The sequence below is a fragment of the Glutamicibacter sp. AGC46 genome (assembly GCF_053543715.1).
The window spans coordinates 78,409-98,785 of the sequence record NZ_JBLVOJ010000012.1 but is presented as its reverse complement, the minus strand read 5'-3'; the positions used below and the strand labels follow the sequence as shown (position 1 = coordinate 98,785).

The following is a 20,377-nucleotide window of genomic DNA, read 5'->3' as shown; positions in this document are numbered from 1 at the left end:
AGTCTCCTGTTTATTCCGGTGGTTTCACTTATCTTACTGCTTGGGATTCTGCCGACCAGCATCTGGGGTGGGCAAACGCCGCTTCGACGGTGCATTGGAACTTTGCCGCTTCCGCGCCACAGGCCAGGGCCGCTTCGATGGCGCTTGGCTCCGGTGCCTGGCCGCGTTTCCATCCTTGGCTGGACAGCGAGACTCCGGTGGCGGCCAGAAACGCATCGCCGCAGCCCATGGTGTCGACCATGAGGCTGTGGTCGGTGTGCAGGTGGGCCGGATGAGAAAAGAACCGGTTCTGGCTTAGGAACAGGGAACCCGACTCACCGCGCGTGCCTAGCACCAGCGGGGCTCCGGCATGGGCGATCCGCAGCAGCAGCTCCTTGGATTCCTCCAGGCTCAGCGATCCGCAGGAAACCAGTGCCAGGTCGATATGGGGTGCGGTATCGCCCAGATATTCATCGCTGCGGAATTCCTCTTCGCTGGAGTAGTCGAAGCTGATCAGCGCCCCGGTCCTGGACAAGGCGGACAACTGCGTTTCAATCCGCGAATAGACGCTGGAATGGACCAAGTCGAAGCCTGCAATGTAGTCGAGCAGCTCATTATCGAGAATCAGTGGATCCGTTACGGTGATGCCGCCGCCGTTCCAGCTCAGGAAGGTGCGGTCGCCTTCCACCACATGGAGCCGGGAAATACCGGTGCTCCCCTGCTTGACCTGGCAGCCCCACGTCGAAATGCCTTCAGCTTCGAGCGTGCGGCGCATGTAGCCTCCGAGCAGGTCATCGCCAAAGACTCCGAGATAGGCGGCTTCGGGGGCATGGCGCCGGGAGAATACCGCTACGTTAACAGCATTGCCGCCTGGGTAATCCACCTGGCGATCAACGAAACGGTCGATGATATTGTCACCCAGACCGAGCACTCGCATTTGCTTGACTCCTTGATAGCAGAATGCAGGCCGGGACGCATATCAGCGTCCCGGCCCGGACGAACAGCGGCTTAGTATTCCATGACCCGGTAGTAGCGGCGCAGGTCCAGCGAGTGGTCGCGGACGCGCTCCAGGTGCTTGCTGACCCGCCCCATAACCGTATCCAGGACGATCGGCGCGATCAGTGCCCGGCTGACGGGGCTGAAGCCGGCAAGCTCGTAGTTCTTCGTATCGAAGACCGCGACGTTGGAACTGATGCGCTTGGCGAATTCCTCGGCGCGGTCGGTCAATGGCCGGGTCGAGTCCTCGCCCTGGAAGATGATCACCGAAGTGTCTTCTTCCAGGAGTTCCAGGGCCCCATGGAAGAATTCCGCGCTGTGCACGCGGGAGGTTTTGATCCACTGCATTTCCTCGAGAATGCACATCGAGTACAAGTAGGTGAATCCCCATAGCGGCCCACCACCGATGAGGAAGTGGTATTCGGTGTCCTTGTTGACCTCGGCAAAAGAAATGGCCTGCTCTTCGGCCTTTTCAGCCACTGCAACCAGCGCGTCGGGCAGATTCTCCATTTCGTCGGCAACCAGGTTGTACTCGCCGAACTCTCCTCGCTGGTTCAGGATGCAGCCGATCAGCAGTAGCATCTGCATGTCGAATGGCCAGGTCTTGGGTTGCGAGATGAATGCCTTCTCGACCTTTTGCGCAATGGGGGATTCCGGATAGCCGGTAAAGGCAATGGTGCTAGCTCCCTGCGAAGCGATGTAGTCGATGGCCCGCACTACGTCATCCGTGGTGCCGGAGACGGAGGTGAAGACCGCAAGGGTGCGCTCATTGAGCTGGGCATCTCCTGATTCGATGATTTCCGCGGCGATAGCCGCACGAATCGGCATGGTGGATTTCTGCCGGGCAAGAAGCTCGTAGGGCCACATCTGCGCATAGGTTCCCCCGGAGCCCACCAGCAGGATGTTGTCGATGCCGCCAGCGAGCAACTGGTCAACGTAGCTTTCAATCTGCGGACGGAGAGATACTGCGCTTCCAATTTGGGCGCGGAATTCCGACTCGTTGAAACCGAGCATGTGAGTGATCCTTTCGAAGATCTCAGAGTTCTGGATACGGCGGCTTGTGATACCGGTATCAGGTAAATTCATGCTTGCATGGAATTCAGCAGACGGTCAATAGATAATCCTGAAATCGTGAAAAAGAGATGATTTCATTGACAACGAGCGTTACCATCGCCCCGCAGACGGTCCCGGAGTAATAATTTTTTCAAGAACAGCCTGGTACCGGTATCAGAATGTGTGTATATTCACATCCAAGTCATCAGAAAGCCGCGACAACCCAGCACGCACTGGGCCGGGGCCAAACCGGGAGGTTAATCTTGAAAAACCCACGCCTTGCCCTGATGGGCACGCTGGCCATTGGCGCGCTGTCCCTGTCTGCCTGCGGCGGAGCAGCACCTGAAAGTTCTCCAAGCACCGATTTTGCCTCGGCGCCGAACTACAGCGGCACCATCAGCATTCTCACGAAATTCGCCGGCGAACCGCTGGAATCATATTTCGAGGACATCGCCAAACGCTACGAAAAGGAGCATCCCGAGGTGTCGGTTGAGCTCATCCAGGAGACCGACCAATCCATCAAGGACAAGATCCGCACGCTCACCGCTTCCAACGCCCTGCCAGATGCCTACTTCACCTGGACCGGCAATTGGCAGGAGAACTTCGTGCGGGGCGGACTTGCCGCTGATCTGAGCGAGGTGATTGGCCCGGAGACGCAATGGGGTTCGGCTTTCGGCGAGGCTTCCCTTGAGGCCTTCGCGATTGACGGCAACTACTACGGAATTCCGATGTACAACAATGGCAAGTTCATGGGCTACAACAAGGAGGCCTTTGAAAAGGCAGGCGTTGAGGTTCCCACAACCTTCGACGGGCTCATCGGCAGCTGCAAGACCCTGCGCAATGCCGGATATCAGCCAATTGCCTTCGGCAACAAGGACGGCTGGCCCGCCTTGCACTACCTGCAGCAGCTTTTCGCCTACAACGTCCCAGCCGACGTGCTGCATGCCGACTTCAAGCCCGAAACGGCTGCCTGGACCGACCCGGGCTACGAGCTCGCGTTGACCCAGTACCAGCAGCTGGTCGACGAATGCACCGATACCCAAGCCGGCTCGAACGGAGTGCTCTACACCACGGCCCAGGAGTCGTTCGCCGGTTCGCGTTCCGCGATGTACTACCAGGAAATTCTTGAATTCGACAGCGTCACGGGCAAGGGCAAGCTCGATCCGGACCAGTTCGGGATCTTCCCGCTGCCCGCGCCAGAAGGAGCTGCCGGAGATCCCGGGGCCATCGAAGGTGCTCCAGAAGGCTACATGATCAATGCCAAGTCACCGCAGGCAGCCTTGGCGGCCGACTTCATGAAGTTTGCCACCAGCATGGACAACGCCAAGACGCTTTCCGCTGTTCCATATGGCCAGCCCAGTGCGGTCAAGGGCGCCGTGACCGAACAGACCTCCTCCGCAGCGGTCGCCACCGGCATCGAGAAGGTCAATAGCGCATCCTCCCTGGTGATGTGGCTGGATACAGTGACCGTTCCCGAAGTCGCCGATGCCTGGCTCGCCGGCGGAGAAGCACTCACCAGCGGCAGCAGCACCCCCGGCGAGGTCATCGAATCGGTGCGTTCCGCTAGCGAATCGGCGAAGTAGGTCATGAAATGGCTGGAACAGTTCTAGATACGGCGCCCACCGCGCACCTCAGCGCAGCAGGCACCTCGAAGCAGCACCCCAAAGCCCAGCCGATGTTCGGCCGCAAGCGCATGGCCCGAGGCCTGTGGTGGTTAGCGCCAGCCATTACCGTGCTGATCGCTTTCGTCTACTGGCCATTGCTGCAGAATTTCGTATTCTCGATGATGCAATGGGATATCTATTCAGGCCGAAGCGAATTTGTCGGCCTGGAGAACTTCAGCAAACTGGCAAAAGACCCGGTCTTCTACACTGCGCTGGGAAACAATTTCCTGTATGCCCTCGTCTCGCTGGTATTCCAAGTAGCTGGCGCCTTGGCGCTGGCAGTGCTCATCGAGTCCCGCCGAAACGAGAGGCTGCGGCGTTGCCTGCGTGCGCTCTACTTCATTCCGTCTGCGATTTCCCTGACAGTTTCCGGACTGCTGTTCTACTTCATCTACGAGCCCCAATTAGGCATGCTGAACCACCTGCTCACCGCCTTAAACCTGGGCCAGCTGGCGCAGCCATGGCTCGGCCAGGAATCCACGGCCATGATGGGCATCATCATGATGAGCCAGTGGCAGGGCTTCGGCTACAGCACACTGTTGTTCGCCGTGGCCATCCAGCGCATTCCGCGCGAGTTGTTCGAGGCTGCCGAGTTGGACGGGATCGGGCCGCTGCGGCAGTTCTTCCACATCACTGTCCCACTGGTCCGCGAAATGACTGGCCTGATGGTCATCGTCACGATTTCCGGTGCTTTCCAGGTATTCAACGAGGTCATGGTCATGACCAGCGGAGGCCCGAACAACTCCACTCAAGTGCTCGGCACGTGGCTCTACGAGAACGGCTTCTCCCGTAATGACTTCGGTTATGCCGCTGCAATAGCCACCGTCATCTTCGTGCTGACCCTGGCGATCGGCCTGCTCCAAATGTGGCACACCAAAAAGAGGAGAGTCCAGTGGTAACCCGGACCCAGATCATCTCGACAATTTCCCGGACCTTTGCGTTCGCTTTCCTCCTGGGCCTTGCCGTCGTCGTGGTGTACCCCCTGCTGTGGATGCTCCTGAACGGCTTCAAGACCAATGCCGAGCTCTTCGCTGATCCATTTGCCTTGCCGCAGCAGTTCACCTGGCAGAACTATGCCAACGCCTGGAACCGCGGGGTGAGCAACTACATCACGACCAGTGTTCTGGTCACCGTGACGTCCACGATCTCCACGGTCCTGATCAGTGCCTGGGCAGCCTATGGCCTGAGCCGCGTCAAGATTCCGTTCTCCAAATTCTGGATGGGATTCATCCTCGGCGGCCTGATGTTGGCCCCCACAGTCGCTTTGGTCCCGCTGGTCAAGCTCATGCAGTCGCTGGGCCTCTACAATACGTTCTGGGCATTGCTGATCCTCTACACTGCATTCCGGATTCCTTTCACGACCTTCCTGATCCGCGCCTACATGATCGACTTGCCTTTTGAAATCGACGAGGCCGCGGAGATGGATGGTGCCAGCCGGTGGAGGACTTTCTGGCATATTATCTTGCCGATGTGCACCCCGATCTTGGTATCAACCGTGCTCCTGCACGTCCTCTTCGCATGGAATGAATACCTGTTCGCCATGGTCTTCACCAGTGGCAGCGGCATTGAACCGCTACCAGTCGGGCTGACAAGCCTATTAAGCAAGCATGGCACCGACTACCCTGTAGTGTTCGCCGGAATGGCCATTGCTGCAATACCGGTGCTCATCTTGTTCTTTGCCAGCCAACGCTACTTCATCAAGGGGCTTTCCGAAGGGGTCGGAAAATGACCCAAGCCCAGCTTGGAATGCACCAACTCACGGGGACGAATTTTGCCTACCAGCATCACAGTCTTGAACGCTGCCTGCGCGACATGGCGCAGTTCGGGCGCCGTCACTTCGAGCTATGGGGCATCGCCCCGCACGCAGACATCGGCACCATGGATCTGCAGGAGGCGAAATCCCTGGCGAAGTTGCTGGATTCCTATGGAATGAGCGCCTTGTGCCTCACCCCGGAGCAGGTGGCCTATCCGGTGAATATCGCTTCCCCCGAGCCCGGCCTCAGGCAGCGGAGCATCGATCACTTCAAGCATGCCATTCATCTTTGCTCGGTGCTCGGCGCCGAGTTCCTCTTCTTGACTTCGGGACGAGGCGCCGAGGATGAGCCAAAAGAAGTTGCCTGGGAACGCTCACGTGATGCCCTGGCCGAGATCACCGCGTATTCGGGCCGCTACGGCCTGCGCTGCCTGCTGGAACCGCTTCAGCGGGTCGAATCCAATCTTGTCATACACAGCGAGCACGCGGCACGCATGCTCGAGGAAGTCGACTCGCCGAATCTCGGGGTTTGCCTCGACACCGTAGCCATGGCTGCCGCTGGTGAGACAGTGGAAACCTATCTGTCCGCACTCCCCGATCGCATCTGGCACGTGCACCTCGTCGATGGGACGCCCACCGGACATCTGGCGTGGACCGAGGGGAATCTCGACCTCGGGGCCATCCTGGCTTCGCTGGCGCGGGCAGGCTACACGGGAATGATGACCATCGAGCTTTTCGGCTCTGGCCAATACGCACTGGCTCCCCAGATGGCCTTTCGCCGGAGTTTCGAGGCTATCGAAAGGGAAATGGCCGCACTCTCCCCAGGCGCAAATAGTACGCCAGCCAAACGAGTGCCGGGATATCGCCAGTTCACTTAGCCCTCTATGGCATGGCCTGCTCGCCCGCACAAGCGCTGGATGCTGGCGCAGCAATCGAGGATCGCTTTACCAGTCTCGGATTGAGCCAGATTCCGCGGCCGCCTGCCGTGCCTGCAATGCGTTCGAAGAGCGCCCTCGCGGCTTGTTCCCCCAAGCTATAGGCAGGTTGGGAGATCGAGGTCACCGGTGGATCCACCAGCTCCGCCCAGGGCTGGTCGTCCAGCATCACTAGAGACAAATCTGCAGGGACCCGGATACCCCTGCGTTTGAGGCAGAGCAGCAGATCAAGCGCCACCAAGGAATCCGAGGCAACTAGCGCCGTTGGCGGTTCAGGCATTCGCAGCAGCCTGGCTATTGCTTCATCAGCCGCCTCGCGGTTGCTCACTCCGAAGCAGAAGAGCCGCGAGTCGACCTCAAGTCCCGCGGACTCATGGGCTTGCCGGATGCCATCTACGCGTTGCGTCACAGTGGATAGGTCGAGATCCTGTCCCATTTCGAATTCTGGGGTAGCGAGTTTCAGTGTGGAAATATAGGCAATACGTTGATGTCCTGCATCAATCATGGATGCGACGGCTTGCCGTGTCACTTCGGCAATGCGCATCTGCACCACATCCAGGCCCGGGACTGAAATATCGCGGTCAAAGAGAACCACGGGCCGCCCGGCGCGTTCGGCATCGAGAATGTGTGCGTGCGCTGAGCGGGATGTCGGGCAAATCAGCAGCCCGTCCACTCTTTTATCAAGCAGCATCTTCACTGCTTTTTCTTCGTCAGCCAGAGACTCACCAGTGTTGGCCAGCACCACATCAAAACCGTGGCTGCGCGCCACGTCGCTGATGCCGCGGATCGCTTGGCCGAAGTACGGGTTCTCCACGTCCCCCACTACCACGCCCAGCGACTGGGACTTGCCAGTATTGATGCTGCGTGCCAAGGCATTAGGCCGGTAGCCCAGTTGCTGGGCTGCCTGCTGAACACGTTGCTTGGCTTCGTTGCTGACCGATCCATAGCCGCCCATCGCGCGCGCGGCTTGGGCCTTGGAAACCCCTGCATGCCGTGCGACATCGGAAATCGTCACTTCACCGGTTCCCTGTCGTCGAGCCATTTAACTTTCCCTCAATCTCTTGACGCGTCTTCAATTTGAAGTGTAACTTACTTCATAACGAGCTTGAGACCGGTCTCACTTTCATCTTGAGACCGGTCTCAAACATCAATAGTACTCTTTGGGCGGGACCCGCTCGCCCAGCATCGAACGGAGAGATCCACATGAAATTTCGGCTTGGATTCCGCGCCCTGGCGGCCACCACGGCACTCGCCCTAGGTGCGCTGTCACTGACCGCTTGCGGTTCCGACAGCACCGAAGCGGCGCAGGATAATCCCTACAACCTCATTGATCCCGGCACCATCCGTGTCGCGAGCATCGGTGACAGCAAGCCCTATACCTACACCAATTCCGAAGGCCAGTTCACCGGTTTCGACGTCGAGCTGTTCACCGACGTAGCGCATCGCATCGGCATCGATGAAGTGCTATTCACAGGCCAAGATTTTTCCGCTTTGCTCTCTGCAGTAGCCAATGGCCAATTCGACGTGGGTGTAGCCGCCATCGGCATCACCGAAGAACGACAGCAGACCGTCGCCTTCTCCGACGGCTATCTGGCCGGCTATCTAACTGTTCTGGCGTCCCCGAAGAAGAACATCACCTCAGCGCAAGATCTTGCCGGCAAGCGCCTGGGCGTCGTCCAGGGCAGCCTCCAGGAAGCGTACGCCGTCAAGAACTTCACTGATACGGACATCGTGCGATTCCCGGACAACAACACCGCGGTCTCCGGACTAAACGCCGGATCAATCGATGCGCATTTCTTGGATTACGAAGCAGCCAAGGACTACACAGATCAGTATGAGCTCGAAAACGCTCTCGACGTCCCTTCCTTCGACGCTCCGGCCGGCTTCGCGATCGCACCGGAAAACGAAGCACTGCGTAAGGCCTTGAACAAGGCACTGGCAGAAGCCATGGAAGACGGCACCTGGAAAAAGCTCTACCAGAAGTGGTTCCCGGGATCTCCAATGCCCGAGCAGTACCTGCCAAAGGCCGAGCAGAACGGCGCCGAGTCCACCAGCAAGGACTCCTAATCACAACCTTCGACGGTGCCCAGCGGCACGCCGCGCACCACAGAAGGGCAAGGAACATTTATGGAATTCTTCGATAGCATCTCCAAGACCTTTTTGGACTTCGGCTCCATGCTGGAGGTACTCCCCCAGCTGCTGAAGACCGGGCTGGTCAACACCTTGATCATCTCGATCTCTGCAACCATCATTGGCATGGTTCTCGGCATGCTAGTCGCTGTCATGGGCATCGCCCAAACGCGCTGGCTTCGAGTCCCGGCACGCATTTACACCGATCTCTTCCGCGGCTTGCCGGCCATTCTGACCATTCTGCTCATTGGGCGTGGATTCACCGGTATCTCGCAGGACATTTTCGGCCCTTCCCCCTATCCACTGGGAATAATCGCGCTCAGCCTCATCGCCAGCGCCTACATCGGAGAAATCTTCCGATCCGGCATCCAGTCAGTGGAAAAGGGCCAGCTTGAAGCTTGCCGGGCACTAGGCATGTCCTATGGACGGGCCATGCTGCTCGTCGTCATTCCGCAGGGCATCCGACGCGTGCTGCCAGCAATGGTGAACCAGTTCATTGCCATCGTGAAAGATTCTTCGCTTGTCTACTTCCTCGGGCTGCTCCCCCTGGAACGCGAACTCTTCCGAGTGGGCCAGGACGCCGCGGTGCTCACCGGCAATCTCTCGCCGCTGGTCGCCGCCGGCATCTTCTACCTGGTGATCACCGTCCCGCTGACCCACCTGGTGAACTACATCGATCAGAAATTCCGCACGGGACGGCGCAAAGCTACCCCGCCCACCAGCGGATTGAAAGAAGTTACTGAACTGGAAACCTCGGCACAAGGAGGGCGGGCATGACCGCAATCAAGGAGTTTCACGGTTCCTCGCTGGAACTGACAAATCTGGCGATGGCCTACGGCGACATCGAGATCCTGCACAATATCAATCTCAAGGTCGCTCCTGGGACCACCACATGCATTATCGGTCCTTCCGGTTCTGGCAAATCCACCCTTTTGCGCGGCATCAACCGGCTGCACGAGCCCAAGCGTGGCGATGTCACCGTCAACGGCTCCTCGATCCTCGGGGACCGGCCAGATGATGTCCGCAAGCGCATCGGCATGGTCTTCCAGCATTTCAACCTCTTCCCCGATCACACCGCCCTGCAGAATGTTGCGCTGGCACCGTGGAAGATCAAGGGAATGAATCGCAAGAAGGCCGAAGAGCTGGCCTTCGCGCGATTGGCCGAAGTCGGCCTTGCCGAACGCGCAGACCATCGTCCACGGGACCTCTCCGGCGGCCAGCAGCAACGCGTGGCTATCGCCCGCGCCCTGGCCATGGAACCGGAAATTATGCTCTTCGACGAGGCCACCAGCGCGCTGGATCCTGAACTCGTCAAGGGCGTGCTGAACCTCATGGCCAGCCTCTGCCAGCGCGGCATGACCATGGTGGTAGTCACCCATGAAATGGGCTTCGCCCGCAAAGTCGCCGATCAAGTCGTCTTCATGGACGAAGGAGAAGTCATTGAATCCGGGACTCCGGATGACTTGTTCAACCATCCGAAATCCGAACGGCTGCGCCGTTTCCTGAACGAGGTGCTCTAGATGCCAGCAAACATCCGTACTGCCATCATCGGCTTCGGCGTCTCCGGCAGGGTTTTCCATGCTCCGTTGCTGGCCGCAAACCCGGACTTCGAGATCTCAATGATTGCCACGTCCAATCCCGAGCGCCAGCAGCAAGCCGCCAGGGCATACCCGCGGGCCGCCATCGTTCCCAGCTATCAGGAAGTGCTCGAGTCAGCAGAGAACTTGGATCTGCTGGTGATCGGAACCCCGCCGCCAACCCATTACGAGATTGCCCGTGCCGCCCTGGAACACGGACTGCATGTGGTGGTCGACAAGCCCTTCGTGGTGCGCAGCGCCCAGGGTGAAGAATTGATTGCCCTGGCCGGCCAGCGCGGGCTTACGCTTACCGTCTACCAGAACCGCCGATGGGACGGCGACTTCCTCACCGTCAAGCAACTGCTGGCTGAGAAGATCCTGGGCCAGGTCCACAGCTTCGAGTCGCGTTTCGAATGGTTTAAGCCCGAAGGAATGCGCAGCTGGAAGGCCAAGTTGACAGCTCAGGACGGCGGAGGCATCCTCTACGATTTGGGCACCCACCTCATCGACCAGGCTGTTGAGCTCTTCGGCCCCGTCGAGTCGATGCAAAGTTCGCTACGCGCATTGACCGAAAAGGCCACTGCCGAAGAAGACGCGCATCTGGTGCTCAACCACCACTCGGGCACGCAATCCCGGCTGACCATGAGCAGCCTGAATGCCTCGCCGGGCCCCCGATTCCAAGTCGCCGGAAGCCTCGGCGCCTACTGCACCGAGGGGCTCGACCCGCAAGAACCCCAACTGGCATCCGGGATGGGCGTGGAGCATGCCGAGTACGGAAGAACCCCGGAATCAGCTTGGGGCCAGATGGTTTTGGGCCACGACGCACACACGGTGCCGACCGAGCCCGGGGATTATCCCCAATTCTATCGGCTCCTGCATAACTGCCTGCGTTCAAACGGCCCGATTCCGGTCGACCCGGCGGACAGCCTGAGCGTTCTGCGCCTAATTGAAGACATTCACCACAGCACGACGTCCGGATAAATCCTCCCCAAACTGCGCACCACCATCTAGTACTGAAGAAAGCACACCAATGTCCTCATCTCACCCTGTAAAGCACGTAGCCATTATCGGTGGCGGAATTCTAGGTGTCTCCACCGCCATGCATCTGGCACGCAACGGCGCCAAGGTCACGCTGGTCACGTCCGGCAGCCTGGCCGACGGTGCAAGCAGCCGTTCCATTGCCTGGCTCAATTCATCCGGAGCCCGCTCCGCCGACTACCACTATCTGCGCATGCTAGCCATGGACCGCTACCGCACCTGGAGCAACTGCCATCCCGAAAGCAAGGAATACCTCCGGTTCAACGGCGCCCTGAAATGGGCAGCTGACGGCGAGAGCTTCCGCACCACCTACGAGTTCGAGCGCTCGGGCGGCTACGATTCACGGTGGATCGACCGGGAGCAGATCCCCGAGATCGCCCCTGATGTGGATGCCTCCGCCGTCGCCGAGGAAGGTGCCATTTACAACCCTGGCGAAGGTTGGGTCGACCTGCCCCATTTCGTGCCGGCACTCGCCGCCGAAGCCGTGTCCCACGGTGCGAAGATCATCGAGCACGCCGGGCCCGCAACTCTCGCCATGCGTGATTCGCGGGCGGTAGGCATCACCCTGGCCGATGGCAGCATCATCGATGCCGACGAAGTGGTGCTGGCCACCGGAGGCGAGGTGCCTGCGCAGCTTGAGGCTCTGGGGGTTACCGTTCCAGATGCCACTCCCGCAGCTTTCGTGCTCTTCACCGACCCAGTGGACCACCCAGTGCGCACGGTGCTCAACACCCCTCGTGTTGCCGTGCGCCCCCCCCCCGATGGGCGCCTGGTGCTGGACGCTGACTGGTCAGAGCACACCGTCGTGGCCGAACCTGACGGAAGCTTCACGGTTCCTTCGAACGCAGTGCAGGGGCTTCTCGATGAAGCCTCGAAGGTACTGACAGGAAACCCCGTGCTGACCGCCAATCGCGTGGGAGCCGGCCTCAAGCCGATCCCGCATGACGGCGAACCAGTGGTTGGACCGGTTCCGTCCATCCAGGGGCTGCATGTCCTCTTCACGCACTCCGGCGCTACCCTTGGACTAATTCTTGGCGAGCTGCTGGCCGAAGAAATCACCACGGGTCAAAGCAGCCCCGTCCTGCGCTCCTTCCGCCTTGCGCGGTTCAAGGAGCAAGCGCGCGGAAACGCCGCCGGAACCGGCGCCTGGGTGCCAGCCGGGCAGTGATCCTGTGGCCGGGGTGGGTCTTGTACACCGGTCAAGATCCACCACGGCGAAAGAATCTGAGAATCATGCCGTAGAAAACCGGACAAGCCCCCGTTCAGTGCAATCACTGAGTAACTCATTTTTTCATCTAGCCGATAACGGCCACCGGAATCCACTACTCATGATTCTCGGTGGCCGTTTCTGATTCCACCCACGCCAAAGATCTTCCGCCGCACCGATGCTGAATGCCAATCCCCACCCACCTGAATCTGAAGAGCCTCTTAAAACCAAAGAAAGGATCTGCTATAGGTTAGGTTGATACTTCGACCGCAAAACCACCTATGGTTGAGCTAAACCGACGGAAACATGCACCATGCCAAGAATCCCTACTGACGAGGTCGGGCAAGACGGTATCCCTTCCTCGCGGCGTCGGGGATGTACCAGAGACACGTCGTTACAAATCTAGGATCTCAAGGCAGCACTGCAAACTAGGGTCAGTGAAGCTCGCTTCCAGCCCTACAGGATGAACTCATCAGCCGAAACAGATGAACGCAAGGAAATATCCCAAGCGCTCAAGCACATCCGCGAAGTGGAGACGGAAGAAGAGGTGCTGCGCAAAGCTACTACCTACTTCTAACAGACGCATCTCTGTTCCCCAAAAAATAGTGGGCCCGCTCGTCCATTAAGCATCCGTTGGAACAGGACGCAATCGTATTCCTGTCGCGTTGGCGTGCCGGATCTTGCGGTTCAGCTCCAGCCGTATTGCAAATGGCTGAAGCCCCCTGTCCATGTCCTGGGAATATAAGATCAGGAACAGCCCCGTAGAGCGAACAGAATGCTGCGATCGCAGAAGCTGCGTAGTAAAAAAACAAGATAACAAGCCTCTACCAAGCACGCGGATGGCATCCTGCTCTGCTGCTTTTCCTACGCACACCTGGACAGCAGGAACCAAGCGACCGACCGCACCCAGCTCCAAAATTGCAGCATCCGAGATACCTCACGTGATGCAACCTTAGGTTGTACACGAACCCATGAACCAGCTCTCCCCACCTGTGAGCGCTCTTGCTATCCCTTCAGTCTATTGAGAGCGCAGTAAAGTTGATATCCATAAGTGCAGCTGGATCTTCCTACCAGAAACATCGGATAAAAACCGTTCCTGCTGAAAAGATAAAGAAGGAAATTTATTTGAAGCCTCAAACGTCCCCCATCAGTTTAGTTACGACGGAAAGAGCACACTGGAGCCTCTGGCTCGAACGTATGGAAGCGGCGTTCATGGCGGGGCTGCGCGATGCTGGACTCCAGCCGGGCGAAGAACCGATTCCTAAGCAAGACGAAATGCGCGAGGTCTTGAATGACCCTCCCTCGGATGTACTGCAGGTGATGCAAGACGGAGCAACCATTGGAGGCGTCGTTATTGCACCAAGAGTCATTTCACCTCATGAAGAAGGGCGTCGCAGTCTAGAGCTGTTTTTTATCGACGCAGGCCATCAAGGTCGCGGCACCGGCGCACAAGTTTGGAAGGCTATAGAAGCCCGGTATCCGGACACCACTGTCTGGGAAACTGAAACCCCATACTTCGAACAGCGGAACATCCATTTCTACATCAATACATGCGGATTCCAGGCTGTCGAGTTCTTCCACCCCGGTCACCCCCGAGAGGAAGAGGACTCCAGCGACTTTCGGGAAGAAGATGGCGCAGGCATTCACCCCGGCCCGGATCGATCATTCAGATTCGAAAAGAAGATGACGACACGACTATTAAATGGATCATGAACGGTTGATTTGCGAATCATGACCACAATCATTCGCCACTTACCGTAAGCCGGTCGCCATACGGGACACTCGATCCGTTGACTTGGTAAATTTTCGAAACTCCGAGTTTTCAAAGATTTTAGATTCCCGTATACCCCAAAGCGCGTGCTTTCAAAGGTCTTAGTCAGCGTGGGGTGTTCTCTTAAGCGGACCGGCTTACGAGACGTTCCAAAATTTCATTCCGAACATAGCCCTACGGGACCGTGAAACTACTCAGATCTTCAATGAACGATTGGCCCCCCGCACTAGGCCGGTAGCCTGCGAGGGAACTATTTGCCCTGTAGGTCTTGAATAAAAGAATCAGCCCGGCTGAGATTCAAGGCGAGCTTGGCGCGCTTCGCGTTGGCCCGGTCAATGAATTCCGCCAGCTTGGCCCGGGCCTTCAAGTCGGTTGAATCGGCGACCAGTGCGTCAACCGTGTCCAGCAGATCGCCCATTTCTTCCAGAGTGAACCCCAGTGACTTCATGGAACGAATCACCAACATGCGCTGAAGGTCAGAGTCTGTGTAGATCCGAAAGCCTCCCTCACTGCGAGTTGTGGCCGGGAGTAGGCCCACCTCGTCGTAGTGGCGGATGGTTCGCTGGGACAGGCCCGTGGCCTCGGCCAGGTCCCCGATGTGCATGGTCCTCTCATCGGTGGCTGGGGTGGGGGTGTCAGTCATGGGTTCTCCTGTTTCCTCGACTTCCAACTCTACCCTCACGTTAGGGTAGAGTTGGTTTCGTTCGGTGAGTCGCCACGGCCATTCCTCGCCGTAGCCAACCAGCGCAACACAAGGACGCGCCGACCCCTCATCATTTCATGTACCCGAGCGCACAAGAGCGCCAATTTCCCTTGAACGGAGCCATCAATGGCCACGAAAACCACGGCAGGACACCCGATCCTGGCCCCGGAAGAACGGCAAGCCGTCCTTCACACCCTCAAATCCCCACGTCTGCTCAAGACCGAGGTCCTGGCCGGACTTGTCGTGGCCCTGGCCCTGATCCCCGAGGCCATTGCCTTCTCCATCATCGCCGGGGTAGACCCGCGCATTGGGTTGTTCGCCTCCTTCACCATGGCCGTCTCCATCGCCTTCCTGGGCGGACGTCCGGCCATGATCTCCGCGGCAACGGGAGCCATTGCCCTGGTCATCGCCCCGCTGGTGAAAAGCCACGGCGTGGACTACTTCATTGCCGCCGTCATCCTCGCCGGAATCTTCCAAGTCATCCTGGCCCTGCTGGGCGTGGCAAAGTTGATGCGTTTCATTCCACGCCAGGTCATGGTCGGATTCGTCAACGCGCTGGCAATCTTGATCTTCATGTCCCAGGTTCCCGAACTGCTCGGAGCCCCCTGGCTGGTCTACCCGCTCACGATCCTGGGTCTGCTGATCGTCTTCGGCCTGCCCAAATTCACCACCGCCATCCCCGCCCCGCTGGTGGCCATCGTGGTGCTGACGCTGATCACCGTATTCGCCTCGGTTGCCGTACCCACCGTGGGCGACAAGGGCCAGCTGCCCGAGTCCCTGCCAACACTGTTCTTCCCGGATATCCCGCTGAACCTCGAAACCCTGCAGGTCCTCTTTCCCTACGCACTGGCCATGGCCTTCGTCGGCCTGCTCGAGTCCTTGATGACCGCCAAGCTGGTCGATGACGTCACCGACACCCACTCGAACAAGACCCGCGAATCCTGGGGCCAGGGCGCGGCGAATATCATCACCGGATTCTTCGGCGGCATGGGCGGCTGCGCGATGATCGGGCAGACCATGATCAACGTCAAGGCCTCCGGGGCACGCACCCGCATCTCCACCTTCCTGGCCGGAACCTTCCTGCTGATCCTGGTCGTGGCACTGGGCGACATCGTGGCGCTGATCCCGATGGCCGCACTGGTCGCGGTAATGATCTTCGTTTCCATAGCCACCTTCGACTGGCACAGCATCCACCCTTCCACGCTGCGCATGATGCCCAAGAGCGAAACCACCGTCATGCTGTCCACCGTCGTGGTCACCGTCGCCACGCACAACCTCGCCATCGGGGTCGGGGTCGGCGTGCTCACCGCGATGGTGCTCTTCGCCAACCGGGTAGCCCACCTGGTCACCGTGGAACGCCGCCTGGAGGAGCACTTCGAGGAGCAGATCGCCAAGTACGAGGTCAACGGCGAACTGTTCTTCGCTTCTTCCAACGATCTCTACACCCAGTTCAACTACGTCGAGGACCCCAATCGCGTCGTTATCGACATGTACAACTCGCACCTGTGGGACGCCTCCACCATCGCCGCACTGGACGCCATCACTGCCAAATACGCGAAATACGGTAAGACCGTCGAAATCGAGGGCCTAAACGCGGCCAGCCTCAAAATGCGCGAACGCATGGGCGGAAAGCTAGGAGCCGGACACTAGCCGTTATACCCGAGAGGCCCGTGGTTTTTCTGCTAATCAGCACGGAGAGCCATGGGCCTCATCCGCTCTCTACCGGACTCTTGAGAATATGTATCGTAGGAGGTTCCTCTTACGGGACTGTAGAAACCTTATCCGAACATATTCTTTACCGGACGCTGCGTCCGTCCTATCCGGCACTGTGGTGGTTCATGAAGAATCACGGCACAGCATTCCCTGCCGCCACATAGGCTGTACGTCATGGATATAAATGAAGTGACCTTGTTGGTCCAAGCCGGTGCCGTGGTGGTTGCCGTGGCCGCATCGGTGGTCGCTCTCGTCGTATCGGCACTAGACCGGCGGAACTCGCGTCTGATCGCGGCCGAGGACCGACGGGCGGCGCTGGAACATGGGCAATTGATGTTTGAGCAGGAGTCGTTGCTGAAGCTACTTCAGAATTTGCGGCGCGGCGGGCATTCTGATTCGACGGTCAGTAAGGATATGGGGGCCGAAGCAGGAGCGTTGATTAGTGTTATGGGCCCAGAAAGGTTGCCGCGCAACTGGGCGAAAAGGGTAGCCCAGACCGACGCTGAACTCCTCGCATATGTCGATGACAATGAGCAACCAGAATTGCAGCGTCGGGCCGCGGAAGCACATATCGCGCTCAATGACGTTACGCGGGAGATCCGGGAGCGTATCACCGCCAGAGATGGCGTGTAATTTCATAATGCTGTGACACGTAGAATGATTGACACCCTACTTTGGCAATCCCAGGGAAGGCCATGGAGCGTCTAGAGAGGCTGGTCCTCGTCACTGACCTCGATGCCGCAGAAGCGGCAACGATTTTGACTGTTCGGGCCACGACTGTGCCCTGGACAACCTTCCGGATCGTGAGGAAAGAAGTCCTTCATGCGCTCGTTGGCGTCGAGGACCATTTCGAGCATTTTTGAATCGGTCACAAGATAGCCCTCCATGGAGCGTTCCCAGAGTCCAGCGCTGACAAGTTCCATTGCCGTAAGCGTAGTTTCGGCGGCAATGTTGTTTAGGTATTCGTCGGAAATGAAAACCGGGTTGCCATCGCTTATGCTGTTCACCATTCCGAAGCTGTGAAGCTGGAAGGCTGCGCGCGAGAGGACATGATCGTCCTTGTCTTTGTTGCCTGTACCTTCGAGACGGATAAATTCCGTGTGATCGTCATCTTCAAAGCCTTTTGTCATGCGGCCAGCCTACTTTGCCGGACCGACATGACGCGGCAATAGTGCAGCCGTGGCAGTCCCGTAGATGATGCAAAAAGACTTCAGATCGGAGTAACTGGCAAATCTATGACAATTGCAGTATCCCGCGGATCGGACGGCCAACGGGCCACCAGAACTCCAATTCTGAACCGACGGCTCCACGCCATAGTGCGACGGCTCTGGGGTCGTCAATTCCTTAAAAGAGCGCTCTTTGAACAAGCCTTAGCTACCAGAACCAATTCCGAGCAATTTCGGTATGGCTACGCCTTATTCTTCTGTTCCGCTTTGAGCAGCGCGCGTTCTTCCCTGCGTTGCTTCTGAATAGCTTTACGTTCCAAAAGATGCTGGAGTTTTTCGTCCGTCAAACGCTGCCAAGCTTGACTGCCGCTGTCCCATTGAATGTTTAGATCAGTTTCCTTTAGCTTCCCGAATTCTTTGAGGATTTCCTTGCTGATGGACCAGTTTCCATTTTGGTTTTTGTAGGACCACTCCTCGCCAAAAGAAGTTCTTATGTGCATCACCGCATGAGACTGGTAATAGTGCCTGGGGGATGCTTCTTGAATCTGTTCAAAGAGCCACTTTCCTATAACTGCTGCCGTTACCGTGGGTGCTTCTTCTTTGATTTTTGTCATAGGGCTAACTCTATCCGCGGCATGTCGAGGGTCACAGCGCATTGGCTTCGACCTTGTTTGGACGTCCCACAGAGGGCTCCGCTGCTGGGCACTTATGTAAAGCCAATTAGATCTTTAATCTAAACGCCGATTTCTAGTAACGGTCGCCTGCCTACCTAGCGTTAGGATTGCTTCCAAACAGGCGAATCAGCGCTGTTTTTCGAGGTGTGTCGAACGGGTTCTCTGGTTCGGAGTCCACTTCTGCGAACAGCTCGAAGATCCGCCCATTCGCTTGCTTTTCTGCCCAACGGAGTGCCTCTGAGACGTCCTGCACTTCAACTAGGGCAAAAGCGTCCAAGTTCCATCCGGATGCAGGATGAGGTTGTTCCCAAAAGTTGACTCGATAGGAGGGTGAATCGTCTAAGTCAAGTGGTTCAGCGTGAACTGTTTCTATGGCGCGCATGGCACCAATATACAAGCTTGGAACGGTTCGCTCCGGGTAGGTTTGCTGGCTTCCCAGCGTCCGGTCTCTGGAGCTAGTAAGTGTCGACGCACTTTAGGTTCCCCTTACGAAACATCAAAAACGGTCGTTTTTGACGCACCTAAGAAGTCTCTTCGGCAATTTACGTAGCAGGCGAAAAAATCAATAGATTTCCAAGGCTACTTCGTCGCAAAACCCATTGCCACAAACTATGTAACGAATCCATCTTAATCTAACGGGAACCAGCACTCACTCTTCTGCGGCCCGGAGGAATAGACCCAAGCAGGCCGTTAGGCCATGCCCACACGGCAATCTTGCACATCACAAGGACTGGGATGCCACCCCCCCAGACGCGCGACTCGCATCTCTCCGGCTGAACATGGGGATTAAAACGACCCGGTGCGTTCGGCAATATGAAATAGCGGAGGGTGCTTTTCAGAGCGGCCCTAGTTATCTGCTGAGCGGGGAACACCGCTGGAAGCACGGGGCATCAAGCTCGGCATGGACTTGCGGATTTGCGGCTCTTTACCTGGATTGACAATCAGATCAATCGCATTGCTGGCGATCTGGTCTAGCGGAACTCTGACTGACGTCAGTGGGGTGGGCAGCAGAGCTGACATCGGGATGTCGTTATAGCCGACCAGAGCCAGTTCTTCGCCCACGCTGATTCCAGAGTGCTGAGCCGCGGCTATCACTCCCATTGCAAGATTATCGTTGGCCGCAAACACTGCGCTGGGCTTCCGGGTACCACTCTCCAGCAGCGCCCTGCCGGCTGAGTAACCGCTTTCTATGCCATATCCGGCCGCAATCAGCCACTCTTCAGGAGAATGGATGCCAGCTTCCTCCAGCGCCCTGCGTGCACCGGCTAGGCGCGCAATTCCTGTGGAGGTGAAGGAAGGACCCGTCACTACCGCTACATCGCGGTGCCCAAGATCCACTAGGTGACGGACGGCAAGATATCCGCCCACTTCATCATCGCCGATCGAGGAAGGACTGACCCCATCAGTGCGCAGTACCAGCGCATGGGCGATCTTGCTTTCGCGAAGATACTTCGGCAAGCCATCCTCTGTGCGGGCAGTCGCCAAAATAAGTCCGTCCACATTGCGATCCAGCAGAGTTTCAGCCGCCTGCCTCTCGTCTTCAGGATCATCTCCACTGGTGGCGACCATCGCGAAGTACCCTCGTGCGGACGCAGCACGCTCCAGCTCCTCGAACATCAATGCCATCACCGTATCGCTGAGCCGCGGAACTAGGACCCCAAGGGTTCGCGTCTGCCCCCTGCGCAGGTTCGAGGCGAAGGAATTGCGCCTATACCCGAGTTCCTCAGCCACCTTGCGCACGTGTAGAGCAGCTGCTGAACGCGTTGGTGTGCCCCGATCATCCAAAGCGCGACTGGCCGTGGAGAGGCTGACTCCGCTAGCGGCGGCAACATCTTTCAATGTCACTGCAGCGCCCGTGACCACCTGTTCCATGAGAATCCTCCTCGTCGAGTCCGTCTAAGTAGACACTCTATTTCCATCTTTTCATAAATACCCCTTGACAGTGATCTCAAACACACTGCAGAATGAAAACGTTCCCGCAATCGTTTTCATCATAACGGGAAATACCGACAAGCAGA

The 20,377-nt window shown here is 57.9% G+C and carries 20 protein-coding genes; 12 read left to right on the top strand and 8 right to left on the bottom strand.

Going from position 1 to position 20,377, the window contains the following annotated elements; genetic code table 11:
* Positions 1-28 precede the first annotated feature (28 nt).
* On the bottom strand, positions 29-916 hold the full coding sequence (locus ACNPM8_RS08660) for a PfkB family carbohydrate kinase (RefSeq protein WP_448939678.1): 888 nt from the start codon (positions 914-916) through the stop codon (positions 29-31).
* A gap of 71 nt (positions 917-987) precedes the next feature.
* Entirely contained in the window at positions 988-1,989 is a 1,002-nt protein-coding gene (locus ACNPM8_RS08655; RefSeq protein ID WP_448939677.1) for an SIS domain-containing protein, read from the bottom strand.
* Between the two features lie 302 nt (positions 1,990-2,291).
* Between ACNPM8_RS08655 and ACNPM8_RS08650 the strand changes: the two genes are divergently transcribed.
* Genes ACNPM8_RS08650 through ACNPM8_RS08635 form a run of 4 tightly spaced genes read left to right on the top strand, consistent with a single transcriptional unit; the run spans position 2,292 to position 6,323 of the window.
* A complete protein-coding gene (locus tag ACNPM8_RS08650) occupies positions 2,292-3,611 on the top strand; it encodes an ABC transporter substrate-binding protein (protein ID WP_448939676.1) in 1,320 nt (439 codons plus the stop codon).
* An 8-nt stretch (positions 3,612-3,619) separates the two neighbouring features.
* A complete protein-coding gene (locus ACNPM8_RS08645; RefSeq protein ID WP_448939675.1) occupies positions 3,620-4,591 on the top strand; it encodes a carbohydrate ABC transporter permease in 972 nt (323 codons plus the stop codon).
* The gene (locus tag ACNPM8_RS08640) at positions 4,585-5,421 is read left to right on the top strand and encodes a carbohydrate ABC transporter permease (protein WP_448939674.1); all 837 of its coding nucleotides are present in this window, start codon (positions 4,585-4,587) and stop codon (positions 5,419-5,421) included. Before ACNPM8_RS08645 ends, ACNPM8_RS08640 begins: the two co-directional genes overlap by 7 nt.
* Positions 5,418-6,323, top strand: a complete 906-nt coding sequence (locus ACNPM8_RS08635; RefSeq protein WP_448939673.1) for a sugar phosphate isomerase/epimerase family protein — start codon at positions 5,418-5,420, stop codon at positions 6,321-6,323. Before ACNPM8_RS08640 ends, ACNPM8_RS08635 begins: the two co-directional genes overlap by 4 nt.
* A 4-nt stretch (positions 6,324-6,327) precedes the next feature.
* Here ACNPM8_RS08635 and ACNPM8_RS08630 read toward each other — a convergent pair whose 3' ends face one another.
* Positions 6,328-7,422 carry a LacI family DNA-binding transcriptional regulator gene (locus ACNPM8_RS08630; protein ID WP_448939672.1) on the bottom strand — a complete coding sequence of 365 codons (1,095 nt, stop codon included), beginning with the start codon at positions 7,420-7,422 and terminating at the stop codon, positions 6,328-6,330.
* A gap of 161 nt (positions 7,423-7,583) precedes the next feature.
* Between ACNPM8_RS08630 and ACNPM8_RS08625 the strand changes: the two genes are divergently transcribed.
* From ACNPM8_RS08625 to ACNPM8_RS08600, 6 genes are all read left to right on the top strand, one after another.
* Positions 7,584-8,447 (top strand): ABC transporter substrate-binding protein, encoded by an 864-nt coding sequence (locus tag ACNPM8_RS08625; RefSeq protein ID WP_431492103.1) that lies wholly within the window; start codon positions 7,584-7,586, stop codon positions 8,445-8,447.
* A gap of 60 nt (positions 8,448-8,507) precedes the next feature.
* Positions 8,508-9,287 carry an amino acid ABC transporter permease gene (locus ACNPM8_RS08620; protein WP_254590725.1) on the top strand — a complete coding sequence of 260 codons (780 nt, stop codon included), beginning with the start codon at positions 8,508-8,510 and terminating at the stop codon, positions 9,285-9,287.
* Positions 9,284-10,030, top strand: coding sequence for an amino acid ABC transporter ATP-binding protein (locus tag ACNPM8_RS08615; protein WP_448939671.1), 747 nt, complete (start codon positions 9,284-9,286; stop codon positions 10,028-10,030). The genes ACNPM8_RS08620 and ACNPM8_RS08615 overlap by 4 nt, the downstream gene beginning before the upstream one ends.
* Positions 10,031-11,068, top strand: a complete 1,038-nt coding sequence (locus ACNPM8_RS08610; RefSeq protein WP_448939670.1) for a Gfo/Idh/MocA family protein — start codon at positions 10,031-10,033, stop codon at positions 11,066-11,068.
* Positions 11,069-11,117: 49 nt separating this feature from the next.
* The gene (locus ACNPM8_RS08605; RefSeq protein ID WP_448939669.1) at positions 11,118-12,293 is read left to right on the top strand and encodes an NAD(P)/FAD-dependent oxidoreductase; all 1,176 of its coding nucleotides are present in this window, start codon (positions 11,118-11,120) and stop codon (positions 12,291-12,293) included.
* A 1,041-nt stretch (positions 12,294-13,334) separates the two neighbouring features.
* Positions 13,335-14,045: a GNAT family N-acetyltransferase gene (locus ACNPM8_RS08600; protein ID WP_448939668.1), complete on the top strand. Its 711-nt coding sequence runs from the start codon at positions 13,335-13,337 to the stop codon at positions 14,043-14,045.
* Between the two features lie 308 nt (positions 14,046-14,353).
* Here ACNPM8_RS08600 and ACNPM8_RS08595 read toward each other — a convergent pair whose 3' ends face one another.
* Positions 14,354-14,746 carry a MerR family transcriptional regulator gene (locus tag ACNPM8_RS08595; protein WP_448939667.1) on the bottom strand — a complete coding sequence of 131 codons (393 nt, stop codon included), beginning with the start codon at positions 14,744-14,746 and terminating at the stop codon, positions 14,354-14,356.
* A 186-nt stretch (positions 14,747-14,932) separates the two neighbouring features.
* Here ACNPM8_RS08595 and ACNPM8_RS08590 point away from each other — a divergent pair, with 186 nt between their 5' ends.
* Complete coding sequence (locus ACNPM8_RS08590; protein ID WP_448939666.1) at positions 14,933-16,456, top strand: SulP family inorganic anion transporter; 1,524 nt, start codon at positions 14,933-14,935, stop codon at positions 16,454-16,456.
* A gap of 237 nt (positions 16,457-16,693) precedes the next feature.
* On the top strand, positions 16,694-17,152 hold the full coding sequence (locus tag ACNPM8_RS08585; protein WP_448939665.1) for a hypothetical protein: 459 nt from the start codon (positions 16,694-16,696) through the stop codon (positions 17,150-17,152).
* Between the two features lie 71 nt (positions 17,153-17,223).
* Here ACNPM8_RS08585 and ACNPM8_RS08580 read toward each other — a convergent pair whose 3' ends face one another.
* The 4 genes from ACNPM8_RS08580 to ACNPM8_RS08565 form a co-directional block, all read right to left on the bottom strand.
* Entirely contained in the window at positions 17,224-17,649 is a 426-nt protein-coding gene (locus ACNPM8_RS08580; RefSeq protein WP_448939664.1) for a hypothetical protein, read from the bottom strand.
* A 278-nt stretch (positions 17,650-17,927) separates the two neighbouring features.
* On the bottom strand, positions 17,928-18,299 hold the full coding sequence (locus ACNPM8_RS08575) for a DUF6953 family protein (RefSeq protein WP_448939663.1): 372 nt from the start codon (positions 18,297-18,299) through the stop codon (positions 17,928-17,930).
* A gap of 151 nt (positions 18,300-18,450) precedes the next feature.
* Complete coding sequence (locus tag ACNPM8_RS08570) at positions 18,451-18,741, bottom strand: hypothetical protein (protein ID WP_448939662.1); 291 nt, start codon at positions 18,739-18,741, stop codon at positions 18,451-18,453.
* 464 nt (positions 18,742-19,205) lie between these two features.
* Positions 19,206-20,231: a LacI family DNA-binding transcriptional regulator gene (locus ACNPM8_RS08565; RefSeq protein ID WP_448939661.1), complete on the bottom strand. Its 1,026-nt coding sequence runs from the start codon at positions 20,229-20,231 to the stop codon at positions 19,206-19,208.
* Positions 20,232-20,377 lie beyond the last annotated feature (146 nt).